Source organism: Acinetobacter sp. SWAC5, assembly GCF_003419885.1.
GTDB lineage: Bacteria > Pseudomonadota > Gammaproteobacteria > Pseudomonadales > Moraxellaceae > Acinetobacter > Acinetobacter cumulans.
Map to the genome: position 1 here is coordinate 169,251 of NZ_QUWR01000002.1, position 15,863 is coordinate 185,113.

The window sequence follows — 15,863 nt, forward strand, 5'->3', positions numbered from 1 at the left end:
TAATGAAGAGGGAAATGATGAAAAAGGCTTTATTGACACTATTGTGTTTGGGCGTTGTTCAAATGAGTAATGCTGAAATCATTAAAGTGAATGGGGAAGGGGTTGCACCTGTTATTAAAAAAGATTTAAACAGTACACGAAATCAAGCATTTAATAATGCAAAAAAAGATGCTGTGATTACTCTGATTAAACGTATTAATGGCCCTCAAGCCATGAACGAAGCGAATCAATATTTAGATGATATTGTAAAACAAATCGATAGCAGCTACGTGTTAAACCGAGGCAGCAATACCAATAGTAACAATGAGTTAGTTACCCAAGTTAGTCTAGAAATGGATGATCAAGAATTTCGTTCAATTCTCAATGATTTAGGGCTGGCGAAGAAAAGTAGCCGAACGAGTCCAATTATGATTGTAATGGATGAATATTTTGGGGTACCAAAAGATAACTCAAAACCTGTTAAAGAGTTCACATCATATTTTTCTGATCGTAGTTATAGCTATGATGAAGATGCGAGTTACAAAGCTAGCGAAAGTGCCAAAGCCAGTGCTTCAGATTCTTATTCTTCAAAAGGACGTTCAGCTGCTGCATCTGGTTATGCTTATGATAATTACTATGGGGCGGGTGTTGGTGTTTCCGCTCGTTCAGCAAGCCATAATAATTCAGGTAAATCAGCTTCTTCAAGTAGCTACAACGCTAGTGAATCAGCTAAATACAGTCAATCCGAACGACAAAATGATATCCAAAGCTTTGTGAAATATGTGGAATATCAGACTCCAAGTACTAAAGCTGAGCGTGATAATCAAACCTTAAATTCAATTGCGAGTTCTGCTTCACGTTATGATTTGCGGTTGCTCGATTCTGACCGTTTTAGAAGTCAGTATTTGAATGGTCGGAGTATGTCGATTCAGCAACTTATGAGTGATACAGAGCTGAATAAACTGGTAATCGCTGCACGAAAAGAAAAAGCCGATTGGTTTATGGCGGGTAGCTCTTATATTTATGATCGTGGTCGTTCGAGTGCTACTGGGCAATTTGTCTGTGATGGTGCCGTTAGTTTCAAAATTTATTCAGTCGATGATTCAACTTTGATGGGTGGTGAAACTCGTACAGAATCTTCGACAGGTGCGACTACAGATTCTTGTCGTACGAATGTTGCTAAGAAACTTGGCGAATTGGCCGTTAGCCAAGTAGGGCCACAGATTCTGGGTTATGCAAAAAATCGCACTATGTATGGTAAAGAAATTACCATTTTTGTGAAAAGTGTTTCTGGCAATGTTTCTTCTCGTTTAGGGGATGATTTATACATTGCCTTAGATGAAATGGATGGTGCAGAAAATATCGATATTCGCACTCAGGATGGAAAATTGGTCGAAATGACCATGACTTATAAGAGTGAGAAACCTGTTAGTGCAGAATTGGCTAAAGCACTACGTAAAGTAAATCCAACTCTATCAAGTGCTGAGCGTTTACAAGCTGGCAATACGATTACGCTTTGTATTGGTGGTACACAATGCAAATAAAGTTAAAAGCTTTATGTTTAGCTATGCCGATGCTTGTTTCGGCATGGGCAAACGCAAATATTCAAATCTACCCATCGAAAGGAATTTTTGGGCTAGAGCAACCTTGTCGTAATGATCCTAGCAAATACGAAGCGAATGGGTCTTCGATTGTATGTGACTTCAGTCAAGCGATTGACAATGAAAGCATTCGTAAACAAGTTGAGCAACTTTTTGTACAAAGTTTAAAGCAAGGTTTTAATGAACAGATAGTCGATACTATTTCACAAAAAACGAAAAATCGTACTTATATTGCATCACTAGAAGTTTTACGCGCAAGTGAATACATTGTGAGGAAGGATTCTACCGCCGAGATTTTTCTGCCAGTGACCTTAAGTCTCAAACTCACCAATGTGTTATCTGGAGAGGTTATATATAGTGACAGTAAGACCTTGTCACAACCAATTCAGGTACTTGCTACAGAGATTGATTCCAGCGTAACCAAAACAGCAATTAAGCAGAAATTTCAAAGTACTTTGTTGATGCTAACGCAACAAGTGACTCAAGAATTAAAATCAAAACTTAAAGTTTCTGAAACAGAAACTCAAGTGATTGATCAGTGGAAATCTTATCTCGTTTTAGATAAAGGCTTTAAGCAAGGGATTGCTGCACAAGATGAGCTCAGTTCAGCAGATGGTGATTTGATTCGTGTAGTGCATGCTGACAGTGATTATGCTGTGGCTGTACCAGTGTTGATGCAGAGCAGTAGTAAGCACTTTAGTAAAGTTTCAAACAATACACGACAGGCTATGAATAAGCCCAAAGCTTTGGTGGTCGATGTGCTGACTTATCAAGGCGAATCGAAAGATTTAATCGAACAAATTTTTTCTGATGCAGTGGGTGAGCAAGCCTCATTTACTTTAACACCAGTCAATCGGCGTTATAGTGCGATGGCACAAAGTATTAGCGAGCAAACTGGATTAGCGCAAAGTGAAGACATTAACCAACGTGAATTACCTGAATTTTTCATTCGAATAAATGTCATCCCTGTAATTGCTTATCAGCAACAAATTGGAAAAATAACTCAGCAACAGGTTTTTCATAGTGAAGTCTTTGCTGAAATGATTGATCGTTCTGGCCGGGTAATTTACTCCGCGCATGCGACCGATGATATCAAAGATGTGATTTCAGATGGAATGGGATTTTCTCTCGAGGCTCGTAAAGAAGTTGTATTGAAAAATGCACTTTTGAAATTAGGACAACAATTTCAAAAAGGGATTCAATTTACTCGTTCTGATTTAAAAGTCTCTGGTTCAAGTGGTCAGAACATAGTTATTGATGATGCTGGAGAGCGCTTAAGTACAGGAATGAAAGTCCATGTTTATCATTCAGATAAAGCAGCAGGGCGTAATATTTTAATTCCTACATGGGAAGCGACTGTTTTAGAGCGCCAAGGCACGAAAGTTAATGCGCAATTAGATTTTCCAGTGAACAGCATTGATCGTTTACCTGTGCGTTCAGGGGACAGCGTTTTGCTTGATAGCTCTGCCCCAGTGGGAGATTCAAAACAATCTCGTGTCTTATGTTTAGGACTGCATACTGAGCAAGTTGGTGAAATTCCATTTTATGGTTTTGGTCCATTGATTTATCACGCTTTTACCAGTCAATCAAAACGACCATTCTATGCGACAGGTTCAGGCTTTAAAGGACAGACTTTACTAAAAGACTCAGTGATCGCCATGACTGAAAATGCAGGGTTTAAAAAAGATATGAAAGTTAACTTTCATATTCCAACAGATGAATGCTTACAGCCAGTGCTTAAGCTCGAAGTGAAACAAGACAGTATTCGATGTAATGCAGACAAAAGTAATTGTGATGCCACATTAGTTATGGCTAGTGGGGCGCGCAGATTTAACCAAAAAGCTGAAAAAATAGGGGTTTATGGTTTGCAACAAGAAATTGGATTGAAGGGTATTGATTATCAGCATCGTCATGAAATGTATAACATTCAGATGTTTGAGGCTTTACCAAAAATTTTAAATCAAATCGTGCAAAAAGCCGATTCTTCACAATAGGGGTAACAGGGTATGAAAAAAATTGCGATTGTTTTAGCAGTAGCTGCTTCAATAAGTGGATCAGGTGTCTATGCAGGTTTTGGATCGTTGAGTAATCTTTCGTCATCATTATCTGAATCTGTAACTGGCGTATCTTCTTCAAACATGGACCTCAACGGTTTTTTCACGCAGGCTAAAGCAACCAATGCAATGTTTATTCAGAGCCGTACGGCTTTAGCTTCATTGCTTGCAAGTAAGCAGGATTCAGATGAATTAAAAGCAAAACAGAAAAGCTTGAAAACGACCTCTGACTTGAAAGAAAAAGAAGCAATTCAAAAACAGATTGTTGCATTATCAGACAGTGTTTTAGAAGCTTCACAAAAAGATGAGGAAGCAACTGTAGCTAAACTTTCGGCACTGAATGCTGAGCAGAAAAAACATTTATTGAATTCTGCAACTAATTTTGCCATAGCAAGCCTAACTGCTCGCGAATTAGCTGTAGGAGCTAAAAAGGTGAGCACCAGTTTAATTGCAAATCCAAGCAGCCTAACTAATACAGGAATGTCTTTAGTTGATGCTAAAGGTATGGTTGGTGATATCACAGGTATTGCTAAAAACTCAAGTATGGCTTTGGTGGAATACCCGAAACTGTTTAAAAAAGCGGGTATCGAATTTAAAGTCCCAACAAGTTCGTCAGAAAAACCAAAAACTCTTAGTGATATTTAAAAAAGATTGTTTTGGATTAATCGTTAAATTAATTAAAGAGCCTATTGAGTAGGCTCTTTTTTATTTTTATACCCTTGTGAGCTTTCGATTATTAAGCAACAGTTAGCCCTTGCTAAGAGGTTATTAATAAAGCTATTGAACAGTTAAACAAGCATATCCAAGAAGTAAACCAGACAATTGATGACCGCGTTGATCTAAATCGTAATTTATTCTGCTCTTAGTGGGGAATTGTAAAAGAGTAAATAAAGAGCAGCAGTCCATTGATATCCTTTTATTTGTTATATAGAGCTCATCTCAATTATTTTTTATAGCTGCAAAAATAACGGCAAATATTTTTGTTAAAATTATTTATATTTTTGATATATATGAGTTTATATTTTTTTTATTTCGGCATAAGTAACCTATACTAATGCTAGTTGTTTGTGGAGGTCGTTAAAGTGGATATTACCCCTATAGCGCGTGTGTACTCACCTGAGCTTGAAGAGAAATTATTAGAAATAGCTCGTTTAGATGCGCAGTTGGATGCTACTGTGCCTGTCACTATTCGTGAGTCGGTAGAAGGCTTACTTCGAGTAGTGAACTCATATTACAGTAATAAAATCGAAGGTAACCCGACTAAGCCAAGTGAATTGATTGCATTGGTAGACGATTCAACCGAGCATAAATCGAAAGGGCTTTTGGAAATTAAGCGCCATATTGAAGTTCAAGTTAAACTTAATTTTGAGAATAACCCTCGCGAAGATGTTACGACGCAAGATTTTATAAAAGCAATTCATAAAGCTTTCTATGCTGAATGTACACCTGATGAGCTTTTAGTTTCATCCAGCGATAACGCTAAGTTTTATGAAATTGAGCCAGGCGAATATAGGGCTACGGATGTTGTTGTAGGACAGCACAGACCCCCAAAACCAGATTTAGTGCCTACCTACATGAGTTGGTTTGCGAGTGCTTATAAAATTGAATATTTGCATGGCTTAAGTAAGTACTACGCTATGGCCGCATCGCATCATCGCCTTGCTTGGATTCATCCATTTTTAGATGGGAATGGACGAGTAACCCGTTTATTTACTGATTGCTTTATGCGAGCCATTGGTTTGAAAAGTTATGGTTTATGGTCAATGTCTCGGGGTTTTGCTCGATCGAGTGAGCAGTACTATCGTTACCTATCGATTGCTGATAGACCACGACAAGGTGGAGAAGATGGTCGTGGAATCCTATCTGATGCGGGTTTAGTAAGTTTTACTGAATATTTTGTGGATGTCGCAATTGATCAAATGACTTACTTCACCAGTCTTTTAGAGCCTTATAAGCTGGAAGAAAGAATCAATGTTTATTTCCAATTGCGCTTTAATGGTGGCTTGTTTGACAGTAAAGGCAAGCCATTAAAAAAACTGCCATTGGAAGCGAAAGATATTTATAAAACGCTTTTATACAATGGCCCACATACGCGTAAAGAGTTACAAGATAAGTTGCAAGTGAGTGAACGGAAACTAAGGGATATCATCACGGAAATGGCGAAAGATCACCTGATCTTTGCTCCACCTAAACGACCTTTGCAAGTTCGTTTATCACCACATGCTGTTGAGGTTTTATTTCCTTATTTATTTCAATAACTCTAAAGGGCATAATGAATAAACGATCAATAACGTCAGCACGACATGTACTGACGTTATTTTTTTTATCTCTAGAAAATCTATGCTTATTTCAGGCACAATCAAACTAATTTAAAAATGCTATAGCTTTCACGCTTTGGAAATTGCTGGTATGTCGAATAATAATTTTTCTCAAGTTGCAGCCTTCATCTGGTCGGTTGCCGACCTGCTGCGTGGTGACTTCAAACAATCGCAATATGGTCGCATCATTCTGCCATTTACCTTGTTGCGTCGTCTGGAATGTGTACTGGAAGAAAGCAAGGCTGCGGTACTGGCAGAACATGAAAAAGTCTCCAAGCTGAATCTGCCAGAAGAAGCTCAAGAAAAGTTATTGCTGCGTGCCACCAACGGTCTAGCCTTCTTTAACACCTCCCCAATGGATCTCAGCAAAATGGGACAGAGTGACATCAAGGCCAACTTGAGCACCTATGTGCAAAGTTTCTCTAAAGATGCCCGTGAGATTTTTGAATACTTTAACTTCATCGAATTTGTGGGCCTCCTCGATGATGCCAACCTTTTGTATAAAGTCGTGCAAAAGTTTGCCACCACGGATCTGAGTCCAAAGAACGTATCCAACCATGACATGGGTTTGGTGTTTGAAGAACTGATCCGTCGTTTTGCCGAAGGTTCTAATGAAACCGCAGGGGAGCACTTTACCCCGCGTGACATCGTGCGTCTGACCACGGCACTGGTCTTTATGGAAGATGATGACGTCCTGACTAAAGACGGCATTATCCGCACCATTTACGACCCGACTGCGGGGACAGGCGGTTTCCTGTCTTCTGGTATGGAATATCTGCATGAGCTGAACCCGAATGCGGTGATGCGTGCTTTTGGTCAGGAACTCAATCCGGAATCCTACGCCATTTGTAAAGCCGACATGCTGATCAAAGGCCAAGACGTGAGCCGGATTAAACTCGGCAACACGCTGTCGAATGACCAGCTTGCTGTGGATCAGTTTGACTACATGCTGTCGAATCCACCCTTTGGCGTGGACTGGAAAAAGATCGAACAAGACATTAAAGATGAGCATGAACAAAAAGGCTTTGATGGCCGTTTCGGTGCAGGCTTGCCACGTGTGTCCGATGGTTCACTATTATTCCTGATGCACCTAATCAGCAAGATGCGTGATGCCAGTAGTACCGAGAGCGGTAGCCGTATCGGGATTATCCTGAATGGTTCACCGTTGTTTACCGGCAGTGCAGGCAGTGGCGAAAGCGAGATCCGTCGCTATATTTTAGAAGCCGATTTGCTGGAAGCCATTATTGCCTTACCGAACGATATGTTCTACAACACCGGGATTGCCACCTATATCTGGGTACTCAGCAATAAAAAAGCCGCTGAACGTAAAGGCAAGGTACAGCTGATCAATGCCTCAAACCTTAGTACCAAAATGCGTAAGTCGCTGGGTTCAAAACGTAACTATTTGACTGAAACTGAAATTGCCACCATTACCCAAAATTACGGTGACTTTGTGGCGGTAGACACCTTGGCGCAGGATGGCGAAACCGAACAGCAAAAACCATTCGCCAGCAAGATTTTTGACAGCCATGAATTCGGCTACCGTCGCGTAACGATTGAACGTCCATTACGTTTATCGGCACAGATCACGGATAGCGCGATTGCTGCATTACGTTTTGCGCCAAAACCGTTTAATGCCGTGATGCAAAGTATCGATGCGCAATTGGGCACAGCCTTTGGTACAGCGTGGACAGCAGAAACTTATGGTCAGTTGCAGGACGTAGCGCTTGAGGTGCGTGCCCTGATTAAAGCGGAATTCCCTGAGCTAAAAGAAAAAGACATTAAAGAGGTACTGGACAGCAAAATCTGGCTATTCCAGAAAGCCTTGATGGAAAAAGCCCAAGCCTTACAGAATGTGATTGGCACTGAGCAGTTTGATGATTTCAACCAGTTTGATGAAGTGCTGAAAAAAGCCCTCAAGCAAACCGACATCAAGCTGGATGCTAAAGAGAAGAAACAACTGTTAGATGCCATTACCTGGAAGAATCCGGAAGCAGAACCAGTGATAAACAAGGTCGTGAAACAGGCGGAAAACCCACTGTATGGCCAGTTCAGCTATCAAGGCAAAGTGGTGGAGTTTGTACAGGATGGAGATTTGCGTGATGCCGAGAATATCGCACTGAATCCAAAGGTCAGTACCACAGAGCTGATTGAAGAGTATTTTAAACGTGAAGTGCAGCCACATGTGGCCGATGCCTGGATCAATGCCGACAAGCGCGATGAAAAGGATGGCGAGATTGGCATCGTGGGTTATGAAATTCCGTTTAACCGTCATTTTTACGTGTATGAACCGCCACGCGATTTAGCCGAGATTGATGCGGATCTGGATGCGGTCAGTGCCGAGATTATGCAGCTGCTGCAAGAGGTGCATTCATAATGGTGAAGTATCAGAAATACGCGGAGTATAAGGATTCAGGGGTTGAGTGGTTGGAAAATGTTCCAAGAGAATGGGACATTATAAAAATTAAACACTTAAGTACTGTCAAGCGGGGAGCAAGTCCACGACCAATCGATGACCCAAAGTATTTCGATGATAATGGTGAATATGCATGGGTTAGGATTGCAGATGTATCAGCATCGGATATGTATCTTCTAAATACTACACAGACAATGTCCGACCTTGGTAGTTCCTTAAGTGTTAAATTAGAACCTAACCAATTATTCCTCAGTATCGCAGGTACTGTTGGGAAACCATGTATTAATAAAATCAAAGCTTGTATCCACGATGGATTTGTATATTTTCCTGAGTTAAAAATTCCCAATAAATATTTGTTCTATGTCTTTGCAGGCGAACAAGCCTATAAAGGATTAGGTAAAATGGGAACACAATTAAATTTGAATACCGATACGGTAGGTGACATTAAAGTAGCTTTGCCTAAATCCCAAAGTGATATTTATAAAATTATTGAATTCCTCGACCACGAAACTACCAAAATCGATCACCTAATTGAAAAACAACAACAACTGATTGAACTGCTGAAAGAAAAACGCCAAGCGGTAATTAGCCATGCTGTGACCAAAGGGCTTGATCCGAATGTCCCGATGAAAGATTCGGGTGTGGAATGGTTAGGGAAAGTGCCGGAGCATTGGGTAGTAAAAAGTTATCGGCTAGCCTCACGTATATATCGTGGAAAATTTGGTCATCGTCCAAGAAATGATCCAGCCTTTTACGATGGGGATTATCCATTTATTCAGACTGGTGATGTTGCTCGTGCAGGAAAATACATTACTTCTTATTCGCAAACGTTAAATGAAAAGGGTAAAGAAGTTAGTCAGTTATTTCCAAAAGGTACATTGATGATGGCTATCGCTGCAAACATTGGAGATATTGCAATCTTGGGGTTTGAAGCATATGCACCAGATAGTGTAGTGGGCTTTAAACCAAACAATGATATTGATCTTGAGTTTTTACGTTATAGCTTTATAGCGGCTTTGCCAGCATTAGAGCAAACCTCTACTCAAAGTACACAAGCTAATTTAAATGTTGAGCGTATTGGAGCTGTAAAAGGTACTTTCCCTTCACTTCAAGAACAACGTGAAATAGTTGGTTATCTAGATAACTTATTAGAACAGTACCGAAATTTAGTCAAAATTGCAGAAAATGCAATTTCCTTAATGCAAGAACGCCGAACCGCCCTGATCTCAGCCGCAGTCACTGGCAAAATCGACGTTCGCAATTGGCAAGCACCTACTGTTGCTGAGGCAGACACGGAGTTCAGCGCATGAGTCTAGACGCCACCCGTGAAAGTATTTTCCAGAACGACATCATTCAGCAGATGCTGGCTCAGGGCTGGCAACTGGGTACACCACAAGGCTATAACCGTGAAACTGCCTTGTATGAGCAGGACGTACTGGATTTTGTGCAACAAACCCAAGCACAAGACTGGCTGAAGTTTCAGCGCATCTTTCCGCAAGATACCGAACGGCATTTTCTAGAAGCCGTGGTTGCCCAGCTGAAGAAAGCCGACATCAATGCCACCGATGAACAGTCACGTAGCTATGGCACTTTAGGTGTGCTGCGTCACGGAGTGAAAACCCGCAGCGCACGTTTTTTCCTCTGTCAGTTTAAACCAGAACATGCGCTGAATCCCGATACCTTAGCCAATTACAAAAAGAACATCTGCCGCATTGTGCCAGAGTTGGTCTATAGCCCGTATGCTACGGCTGCCGAGTTACAGGACATGGGCAAACAGGCCAAGAAATGGCGTATTGACTTGGTATTGTTCATTAACGGCTTTCCTGTTGCTACTCTGGAACTCAAGTCCGAGTTTAAACAGGCGGTGCAGAATGCCATGTTGCAGTACAAACGCACCCGCTTGCCCAAAGATCCAGAAACCAACAAGCCTGAACCCTTGCTGATGTTTAAGCGTGGCGCATTGGTACACTTTGCCGTGAGTCAATACGAAGTCTATATGGCGACCCAATTGGCTGGAGAAGATACTTTCTTCCTGCCGTTCAACAAGGGTACAGCGGAAGGTGGCGCAGGCAATGATGTGCCAGAAGACCAGAATCAGTACGCTACGGCCTATCTGTGGAAAGAAGTCCTCACGCCGGACAATTTGCTGAATATCATTGGACGTTTTGTCCATCTGCAAATTGAAGAAAAAGAAGACTGGGAAGGCCGTAAGTACAAAAAAGAACTGCTGATCTTCCCACGTTACCACCAGTGGAATGTGGTCACCAAACTGATCAATGTCGCCTTAGAGGAGGGCACTGGACAGAAATATCTGATTCAGCACAGTGCAGGTTCAGGTAAGTCCAACTCGATTGCCTGGACAGCACATCAGCTGTCGACCCTGTACGATCAACACAATCAGAAACTGTTTGATTCGGTGATTGTGGTCACTGACCGTACTATTCTGGATGCCCAGTTACAGGACACCATCTACCAGTTTGAACATGCCGATGGCGTGGTCGGACGCATCAATAATAAAGAAGGCGATGGCTCCAAATCGGAAAAACTGGCCAAGGCACTGGAAACCTCACAGCCGATTATCATTGTGACCATCCAGACTTTCCCCTTTGTGTTGCGTGCGATTGAAAACAGTACCAATCTGAAACAGCGACGTTATGCGGTGATTGCCGATGAAGCGCATTCTTCACAAAGCGGCTCTACGGCACGACAACTCAAAGAAGTGTTGATGCTGGAAGAGCGCGAAGAGGATGCTGAATTGTCTTCGGAAGATATTCTGGATGCCGTGGTGGCTGCACGTAAGGGCAGTAATAACCTCAGTTACTATGCCTTTACCGCGACACCGAAAGACAAAACCCTGCAACTGTTTGGCCGTGTACCCAATCCTGAGCTCCCGCCATCCAAGCAGAACAAGCCAGAAGCTTTCCATGTCTACTCCATGCGTCAAGCCATTGAAGAAGGCTTTATTCTGGATGTGCTGAAAAACTATACCAACTATAAAGTGGTGTATAAGCTCAAACAGAAAATTGAACAAGCCGACAAACAGGTCGATGCCAAAAAAGCCAAGATCAGACTGAATCAGTGGGTGCGCCTGCATGACCACAACATTTCCCAGAAAGTGAAAGTCATTGTCGAGCATTTCAAAAATAACGTGATGGGCTTATTGGGTGGGCAGGCTAAAGCCATGGTGGTGACCAGTTCACGTAAAGAAGCCGTGCGTTACAAGCTGGCCTTTGACAAATACGTGACGGATCAGGGTTACAAGTCTATTCAGGCTATGGTCGCTTTCTCGGGTGAGGTTGAGTTTAATGACAAGGATACCGACAGCAGTGGTTTAGTCGGGCAAACATTTAATGAACGCAACATGAACCCGGGACTAAAAGGACGGGAAATGCGCAAGGCCTTTGATAGCGATGACTATCAGGTGATGCTGGTGGCCAACAAGTTCCAGACTGGCTTTGACCAACCGAAACTGTGTGCCATGTACGTGGACAAGAAACTTGGCGGTGTGGAATGCGTACAGACCTTATCACGCCTGAACCGCACCTATCCGGGCAAAGCGGAATCTGGCACCTTTGTCTTGGATTTCTTTAACGATCCTGAAGACATTCTTGGGGCCTTCCAGCCTTACTACCAAACCGCAGAATTAGCCGATGTCTCCAATCCAGATCAGATCTTTGACCTGTTTGAAAAGCTCAAAGCCACCAAGATCTTCCTCTGGACGGAAGTCGAGCAGTTTGTAGAAGCCTTCTTTACCAAGAACAAATCCAATGCTGCGATCAGTAATATCTGCAAACCGGCGGTTGAACGCTGGCAGAAACGTTATAGTCAGGCCATCGAAGCCTATAACACCACCCGAGATATGCTGGAACGCTGCAAGAAAACCAATGATGCGGTGCTGATTGCCAATGCCGACAATGCCTTTAAAGAGGCCAAGCTTGAAAAAGATAAGCTGGAAATCTTTAAAAAAGACTTGGGAAGTTTTACCCGTTTCTACGAGTTTATGTCACAGATCGTGGACTACGATGACAAAGAACTGGAGAAGCTCAGTCTATATGCGCGTAACCTGCGTCCATTGCTGCGTGAAACCGCAACGAAAGATGATGAGGTGGACTTAAGTAATGTCAGCATGAGCCATTACCGCTTGTCCAAGATCCGTCAGCAAGACATCAAGCTGAAAGGAGATGCCGAAGATGACAAGCTGGAACCGGGCAATGACCTCGGTGCAGCCAAGCCACGTGATAAGAAAGAAGAGTTCCTGTCACAGATCATTGAGCGTCTGAATGATGTCTTTATCACCGATAACCTGACTGATAAAGATATGCTCAACTATGCCTATACGGTACGTGACAAACTGGCGGAAAATGAGATTGTGATGAAGCAGATCGCCAACAATACCCGTGAACAAGCCATGCTGGGTGATTTCCCGAAAGCGATGGATGATGCCATTCTTGGCAGTAGTGCGGCACATCAGGAACAGATGATGCAGTTGCTGTCTGATCCGGCGAAGGCCAGCATATTTGCACGGGTGATCTTTGATATGTTGGCGAATCGTGGGCAGATGACAGTACGTTAAATGTATGAATTGTAAGAGTGTAATTGAAATTCTTATGCTATTTTAAAAATATATTGAATTAATAAAAACGTAATACGGGGGGTATATGGATAACAATCTTCAACCAGTAGTAGCAAATAATGAACTTGCTAACATAGAGTTTAAGGTGGGATCTGAATTAGGGGTAGAAAATCGAAAACCAGTAGATTCAAAAAATTTACCGTTGTTCAATCAATTTTTGCAATTTGTTCCAGATACAATGGCTTTACATGAAGTTAATACAACAAAATATATGCAGGTTGTAGCTAACGGTACTTTAATTAAAGCTAGAGACGGAAATGGTCATTTAGGAATGGTCATGGGTAATGATGGTATAAAATCCCATGCGAGACTATTTGATCCTGACCAGCTAAAAAAAATACTGACCACCAGTGTGGCAATGAGAGCTGTAACTATGGCGGTAGGGCAAGCTCATTTAGCAGAAATTTCTGCGCAGTTAAAGGAAATCAATGCAAAGGTTGCTGAAATTAAGCAATTTTTAGATGATGAACGTTCTAGTAAAGTCGAAGCTATAAATTATTATTTTGATGAGTACTTTTTAACAGCTAATAATGGGTTTGCATTGGACTCTATAAGACGTAGTCAAATAGAGCAAGATGGCAGAGAAATAGAAGCGGTATTGTTGCACTTAACTAAGGAAATTCAACATGCAATTTCTAAAGTGGAAAACTATAAAGATGAATCACTTTTTGGAAGTGATAGTGCTTTTGAAGCATTAAGTAATATGTTGAATAGCAATTTAACAATTTTAGGTAAGTGGTTTGATATCGCACGTGTTAAGGCAAAAGGTATTCAATCTTTGCTATTAAGTAATGAATATGAACTTTTTCATCAGCGAAAATTAAGCTTCTTGGATCAATTAGAAAAATTTAATAGCACAGAGATTTCATCTTTTCGTACGGTTTGGTTGGATCGCATTGCTAAGCTAGATGCTAAATTAAGTAGTGATAAGGAGTTGGCATTTAAAAGAAATCAACTTCGAACAAAATTGAATAGTTATCTTGATTTGATCAGTAATGTGATGACACAAATGAACTTTACTATTCAGAAACTAGATGAAGATGCTAATCAAGTAGATGTACTGTTAGAAGTAACTGATGGAAAAGTCGTTAATGCCTATTTACCCGAACCTGATACTGAAATCATAACTGGATTAAAGAATAATTTTTTAAAAAATTTGGGTAAAGAAGATGAAAGCTTTGAACTTGTTCCTGTATCTTTCAGTGATGATATTCTCTCTGAACAAAAGCTAATGGATGATTTTAAAAAAGAACAACAGGCTGAGGCATTGAAGATGTCAGCCTCTGAAACTGTAGAATCAACTAAAGAGCTGGTGAGTGAAGTGGGTGGAAAAATTGGTAGTATGTTTAAAAAAATTAAGTGGTAATTCCATTAGCTCAAAATAAGTTATAGAGCTTTTTATTAAAAAATAAAAATGAAATAACAAACAGGGGGATAATCCCCTCTGTTTGTTATGCTCTAATCTGTAGGTGAGAAGTGTGCTCATTACTATCAGTAAACGGGAGGTATGGCTACGAAGGCTATATGTACCTATACTGCTAGTTTAATATTTAAATGTAACAAAATATTTCATAGCTGCATGCAAGCATTCACCCAATTTTTAATTTAGGAAAAGGCACAATTTTATCTCTCAAACCATCAATAAAATCTGACCATTCCTGCATCATCTTAGTTCTATATTCTAAATGTTGTGCATGGTTGTAGGCTTGAGAGACGGCATTTCCGACAGTATGTGCTAACTGTATTTCAATTGCATCATGCATATAGCCTTGCTCATGTAGTGTAGTAGATGCAAGTCCACGGAAACCATGACCAGTCATTCTTCCCGTATATCCCATGGTGCGAATCGCACTTAACAGAGCATTGTTGCTCAAAGGCTTAGCTGTACTGTGGTTATAAAAAACAAATTGCTTATTACCAGTAATGGGCTGTAACCCTTCGAGTAATTCAATAGCCTGCCTAGATAAAGGAACAATATGTGGTAACGCCATTTTCATCTTATAAGCTGGAATTCTCCATAAACGATTATCAAAATCAATCTCATTCCATTCCATGTTAATGAGCTCGGCAGTTCTTACAAATGTTAGAGTCATAAACTGTAAAGCTGTCTTAACCAAGATATTGCCGTGATAACGATCCATCCGTTCTAAGAAAGGCGGAAACTCAGAAATATCTAGGCGAGCCATATGTTTTACTTTACGTGGCTTGAGAGCTTCGTGAAGGTGGGGTGTAGGGTCATTCTCAATGAGTCCTTTACGGATCGCATAACGAAAAATACGCCCAGCTAAAGGAATAGAGCGTTTAGCCATCTCCTGAGCACCACGTGCTTCAATTTGCTTAGCACAAGCAAGGACATCTTTTCCTTTAATTTGATCAATAGGTATATTACCTAAAGCAGGGAACAGGTCTTTTTCAAATACAGATAGATCACGTAAATATGTACCTTCTTTAATAACAGTTTTACGATCCTCCATCCACTCCATAGCAAGCGCTTTGAAAAGAATGCTTTCATCGGCTTGTTGTTTCTTTTGCTTTTTCTCTTTATTGGGATTAATCCCATCTTTAAGCTTTAATCGTGCTTCATCTCTAGCACGGCGAGCCTGTGCAAGCGTAGTTTCAGGGTATGTACCAATACTGAAGATATTCTCTTTTCCATTCAAACGAAACTTCATTCGCCAATGCATTCCTCCAGAAGGAGTGACCTCTAGATACATGCCTTTTTCATCAGAGTATTTAGTTTTCTTTTCTGAAGGTTTTATTTTTCTGACTTGAGCATCTGTAAGCATGGCAATAATTCCGCAGAATTGGGGGTATAATTTTAGGGGTAAAATATTATACCCCTAGTTATACCCCCAACTGCAT

9 protein-coding genes are annotated in these 15,863 nt (G+C 41.1%); 8 read left to right on the top strand and 1 reads right to left on the bottom strand.

Going from position 1 to position 15,863, the window contains the following annotated elements; all coding sequences use genetic code 11:
• Positions 1–14 precede the first annotated feature (14 nt).
• From DYI81_RS02455 to DYI81_RS02490, 8 genes are all read left to right on the top strand, one after another.
• On the top strand, positions 15–1,523 hold the full coding sequence (locus DYI81_RS02455) for a hypothetical protein (protein ID WP_227556774.1): 1,509 nt from the start codon (positions 15–17) through the stop codon (positions 1,521–1,523).
• Positions 1,514–3,574 carry a hypothetical protein gene (locus DYI81_RS02460; RefSeq protein WP_240627328.1) on the top strand — a complete coding sequence of 687 codons (2,061 nt, stop codon included), beginning with the start codon at positions 1,514–1,516 and terminating at the stop codon, positions 3,572–3,574. The genes DYI81_RS02455 and DYI81_RS02460 overlap by 10 nt, the downstream gene beginning before the upstream one ends.
• Positions 3,575–3,586: 12 nt before the next feature.
• Positions 3,587–4,279, top strand: a complete 693-nt coding sequence (locus tag DYI81_RS02465) for a hypothetical protein (RefSeq protein ID WP_117006609.1) — start codon at positions 3,587–3,589, stop codon at positions 4,277–4,279.
• 437 nt (positions 4,280–4,716) lie between these two features.
• Positions 4,717–5,892, top strand: a complete 1,176-nt coding sequence (locus DYI81_RS02470) for a Fic family protein (protein ID WP_171356295.1) — start codon at positions 4,717–4,719, stop codon at positions 5,890–5,892.
• A 151-nt stretch (positions 5,893–6,043) separates the two neighbouring features.
• Positions 6,044–8,329 carry a class I SAM-dependent DNA methyltransferase gene (locus DYI81_RS02475; RefSeq protein WP_117006611.1) on the top strand — a complete coding sequence of 762 codons (2,286 nt, stop codon included), beginning with the start codon at positions 6,044–6,046 and terminating at the stop codon, positions 8,327–8,329.
• Positions 8,329–9,678: a restriction endonuclease subunit S gene (locus tag DYI81_RS02480; protein ID WP_117006612.1), complete on the top strand. Its 1,350-nt coding sequence runs from the start codon at positions 8,329–8,331 to the stop codon at positions 9,676–9,678. The genes DYI81_RS02475 and DYI81_RS02480 overlap by 1 nt, the downstream gene beginning before the upstream one ends.
• Complete coding sequence (locus tag DYI81_RS02485) at positions 9,675–12,941, top strand: DEAD/DEAH box helicase family protein (RefSeq protein ID WP_117006613.1); 3,267 nt, start codon at positions 9,675–9,677, stop codon at positions 12,939–12,941. Before DYI81_RS02480 ends, DYI81_RS02485 begins: the two co-directional genes overlap by 4 nt.
• An 85-nt stretch (positions 12,942–13,026) precedes the next feature.
• Positions 13,027–14,367 carry a hypothetical protein gene (locus DYI81_RS02490; RefSeq protein ID WP_117006614.1) on the top strand — a complete coding sequence of 447 codons (1,341 nt, stop codon included), beginning with the start codon at positions 13,027–13,029 and terminating at the stop codon, positions 14,365–14,367.
• 223 nt (positions 14,368–14,590) lie between these two features.
• Here the strand turns inward: DYI81_RS02490 and DYI81_RS02495 are convergent, their stop codons facing one another.
• Entirely contained in the window at positions 14,591–15,787 is a 1,197-nt protein-coding gene (locus DYI81_RS02495) for an integrase arm-type DNA-binding domain-containing protein (RefSeq protein WP_117006648.1), read from the bottom strand.
• Positions 15,788–15,863: the final 76 nt, after the last annotated feature.

Coding starts and splice junctions, on each gene's coding strand:
- DYI81_RS02455 (WP_227556774.1), top strand. CDS start 15: ATGATGAAAAAGGCTTTATTGACACTATTGTGTTTGGGCGTTGTTCAA.
- DYI81_RS02460 (WP_240627328.1), top strand. CDS start 1,514: ATGCAAATAAAGTTAAAAGCTTTATGTTTAGCTATGCCGATGCTTGTT.
- DYI81_RS02465 (WP_117006609.1), top strand. CDS start 3,587: ATGAAAAAAATTGCGATTGTTTTAGCAGTAGCTGCTTCAATAAGTGGA.
- DYI81_RS02475 (WP_117006611.1), top strand. CDS start 6,044: ATGTCGAATAATAATTTTTCTCAAGTTGCAGCCTTCATCTGGTCGGTT.
- DYI81_RS02480 (WP_117006612.1), top strand. CDS start 8,329: ATGGTGAAGTATCAGAAATACGCGGAGTATAAGGATTCAGGGGTTGAG.
- DYI81_RS02485 (WP_117006613.1), top strand. CDS start 9,675: ATGAGTCTAGACGCCACCCGTGAAAGTATTTTCCAGAACGACATCATT.
- DYI81_RS02490 (WP_117006614.1), top strand. CDS start 13,027: ATGGATAACAATCTTCAACCAGTAGTAGCAAATAATGAACTTGCTAAC.
- DYI81_RS02495 (WP_117006648.1), bottom strand. CDS start 15,787: ATGCTTACAGATGCTCAAGTCAGAAAAATAAAACCTTCAGAAAAGAAA.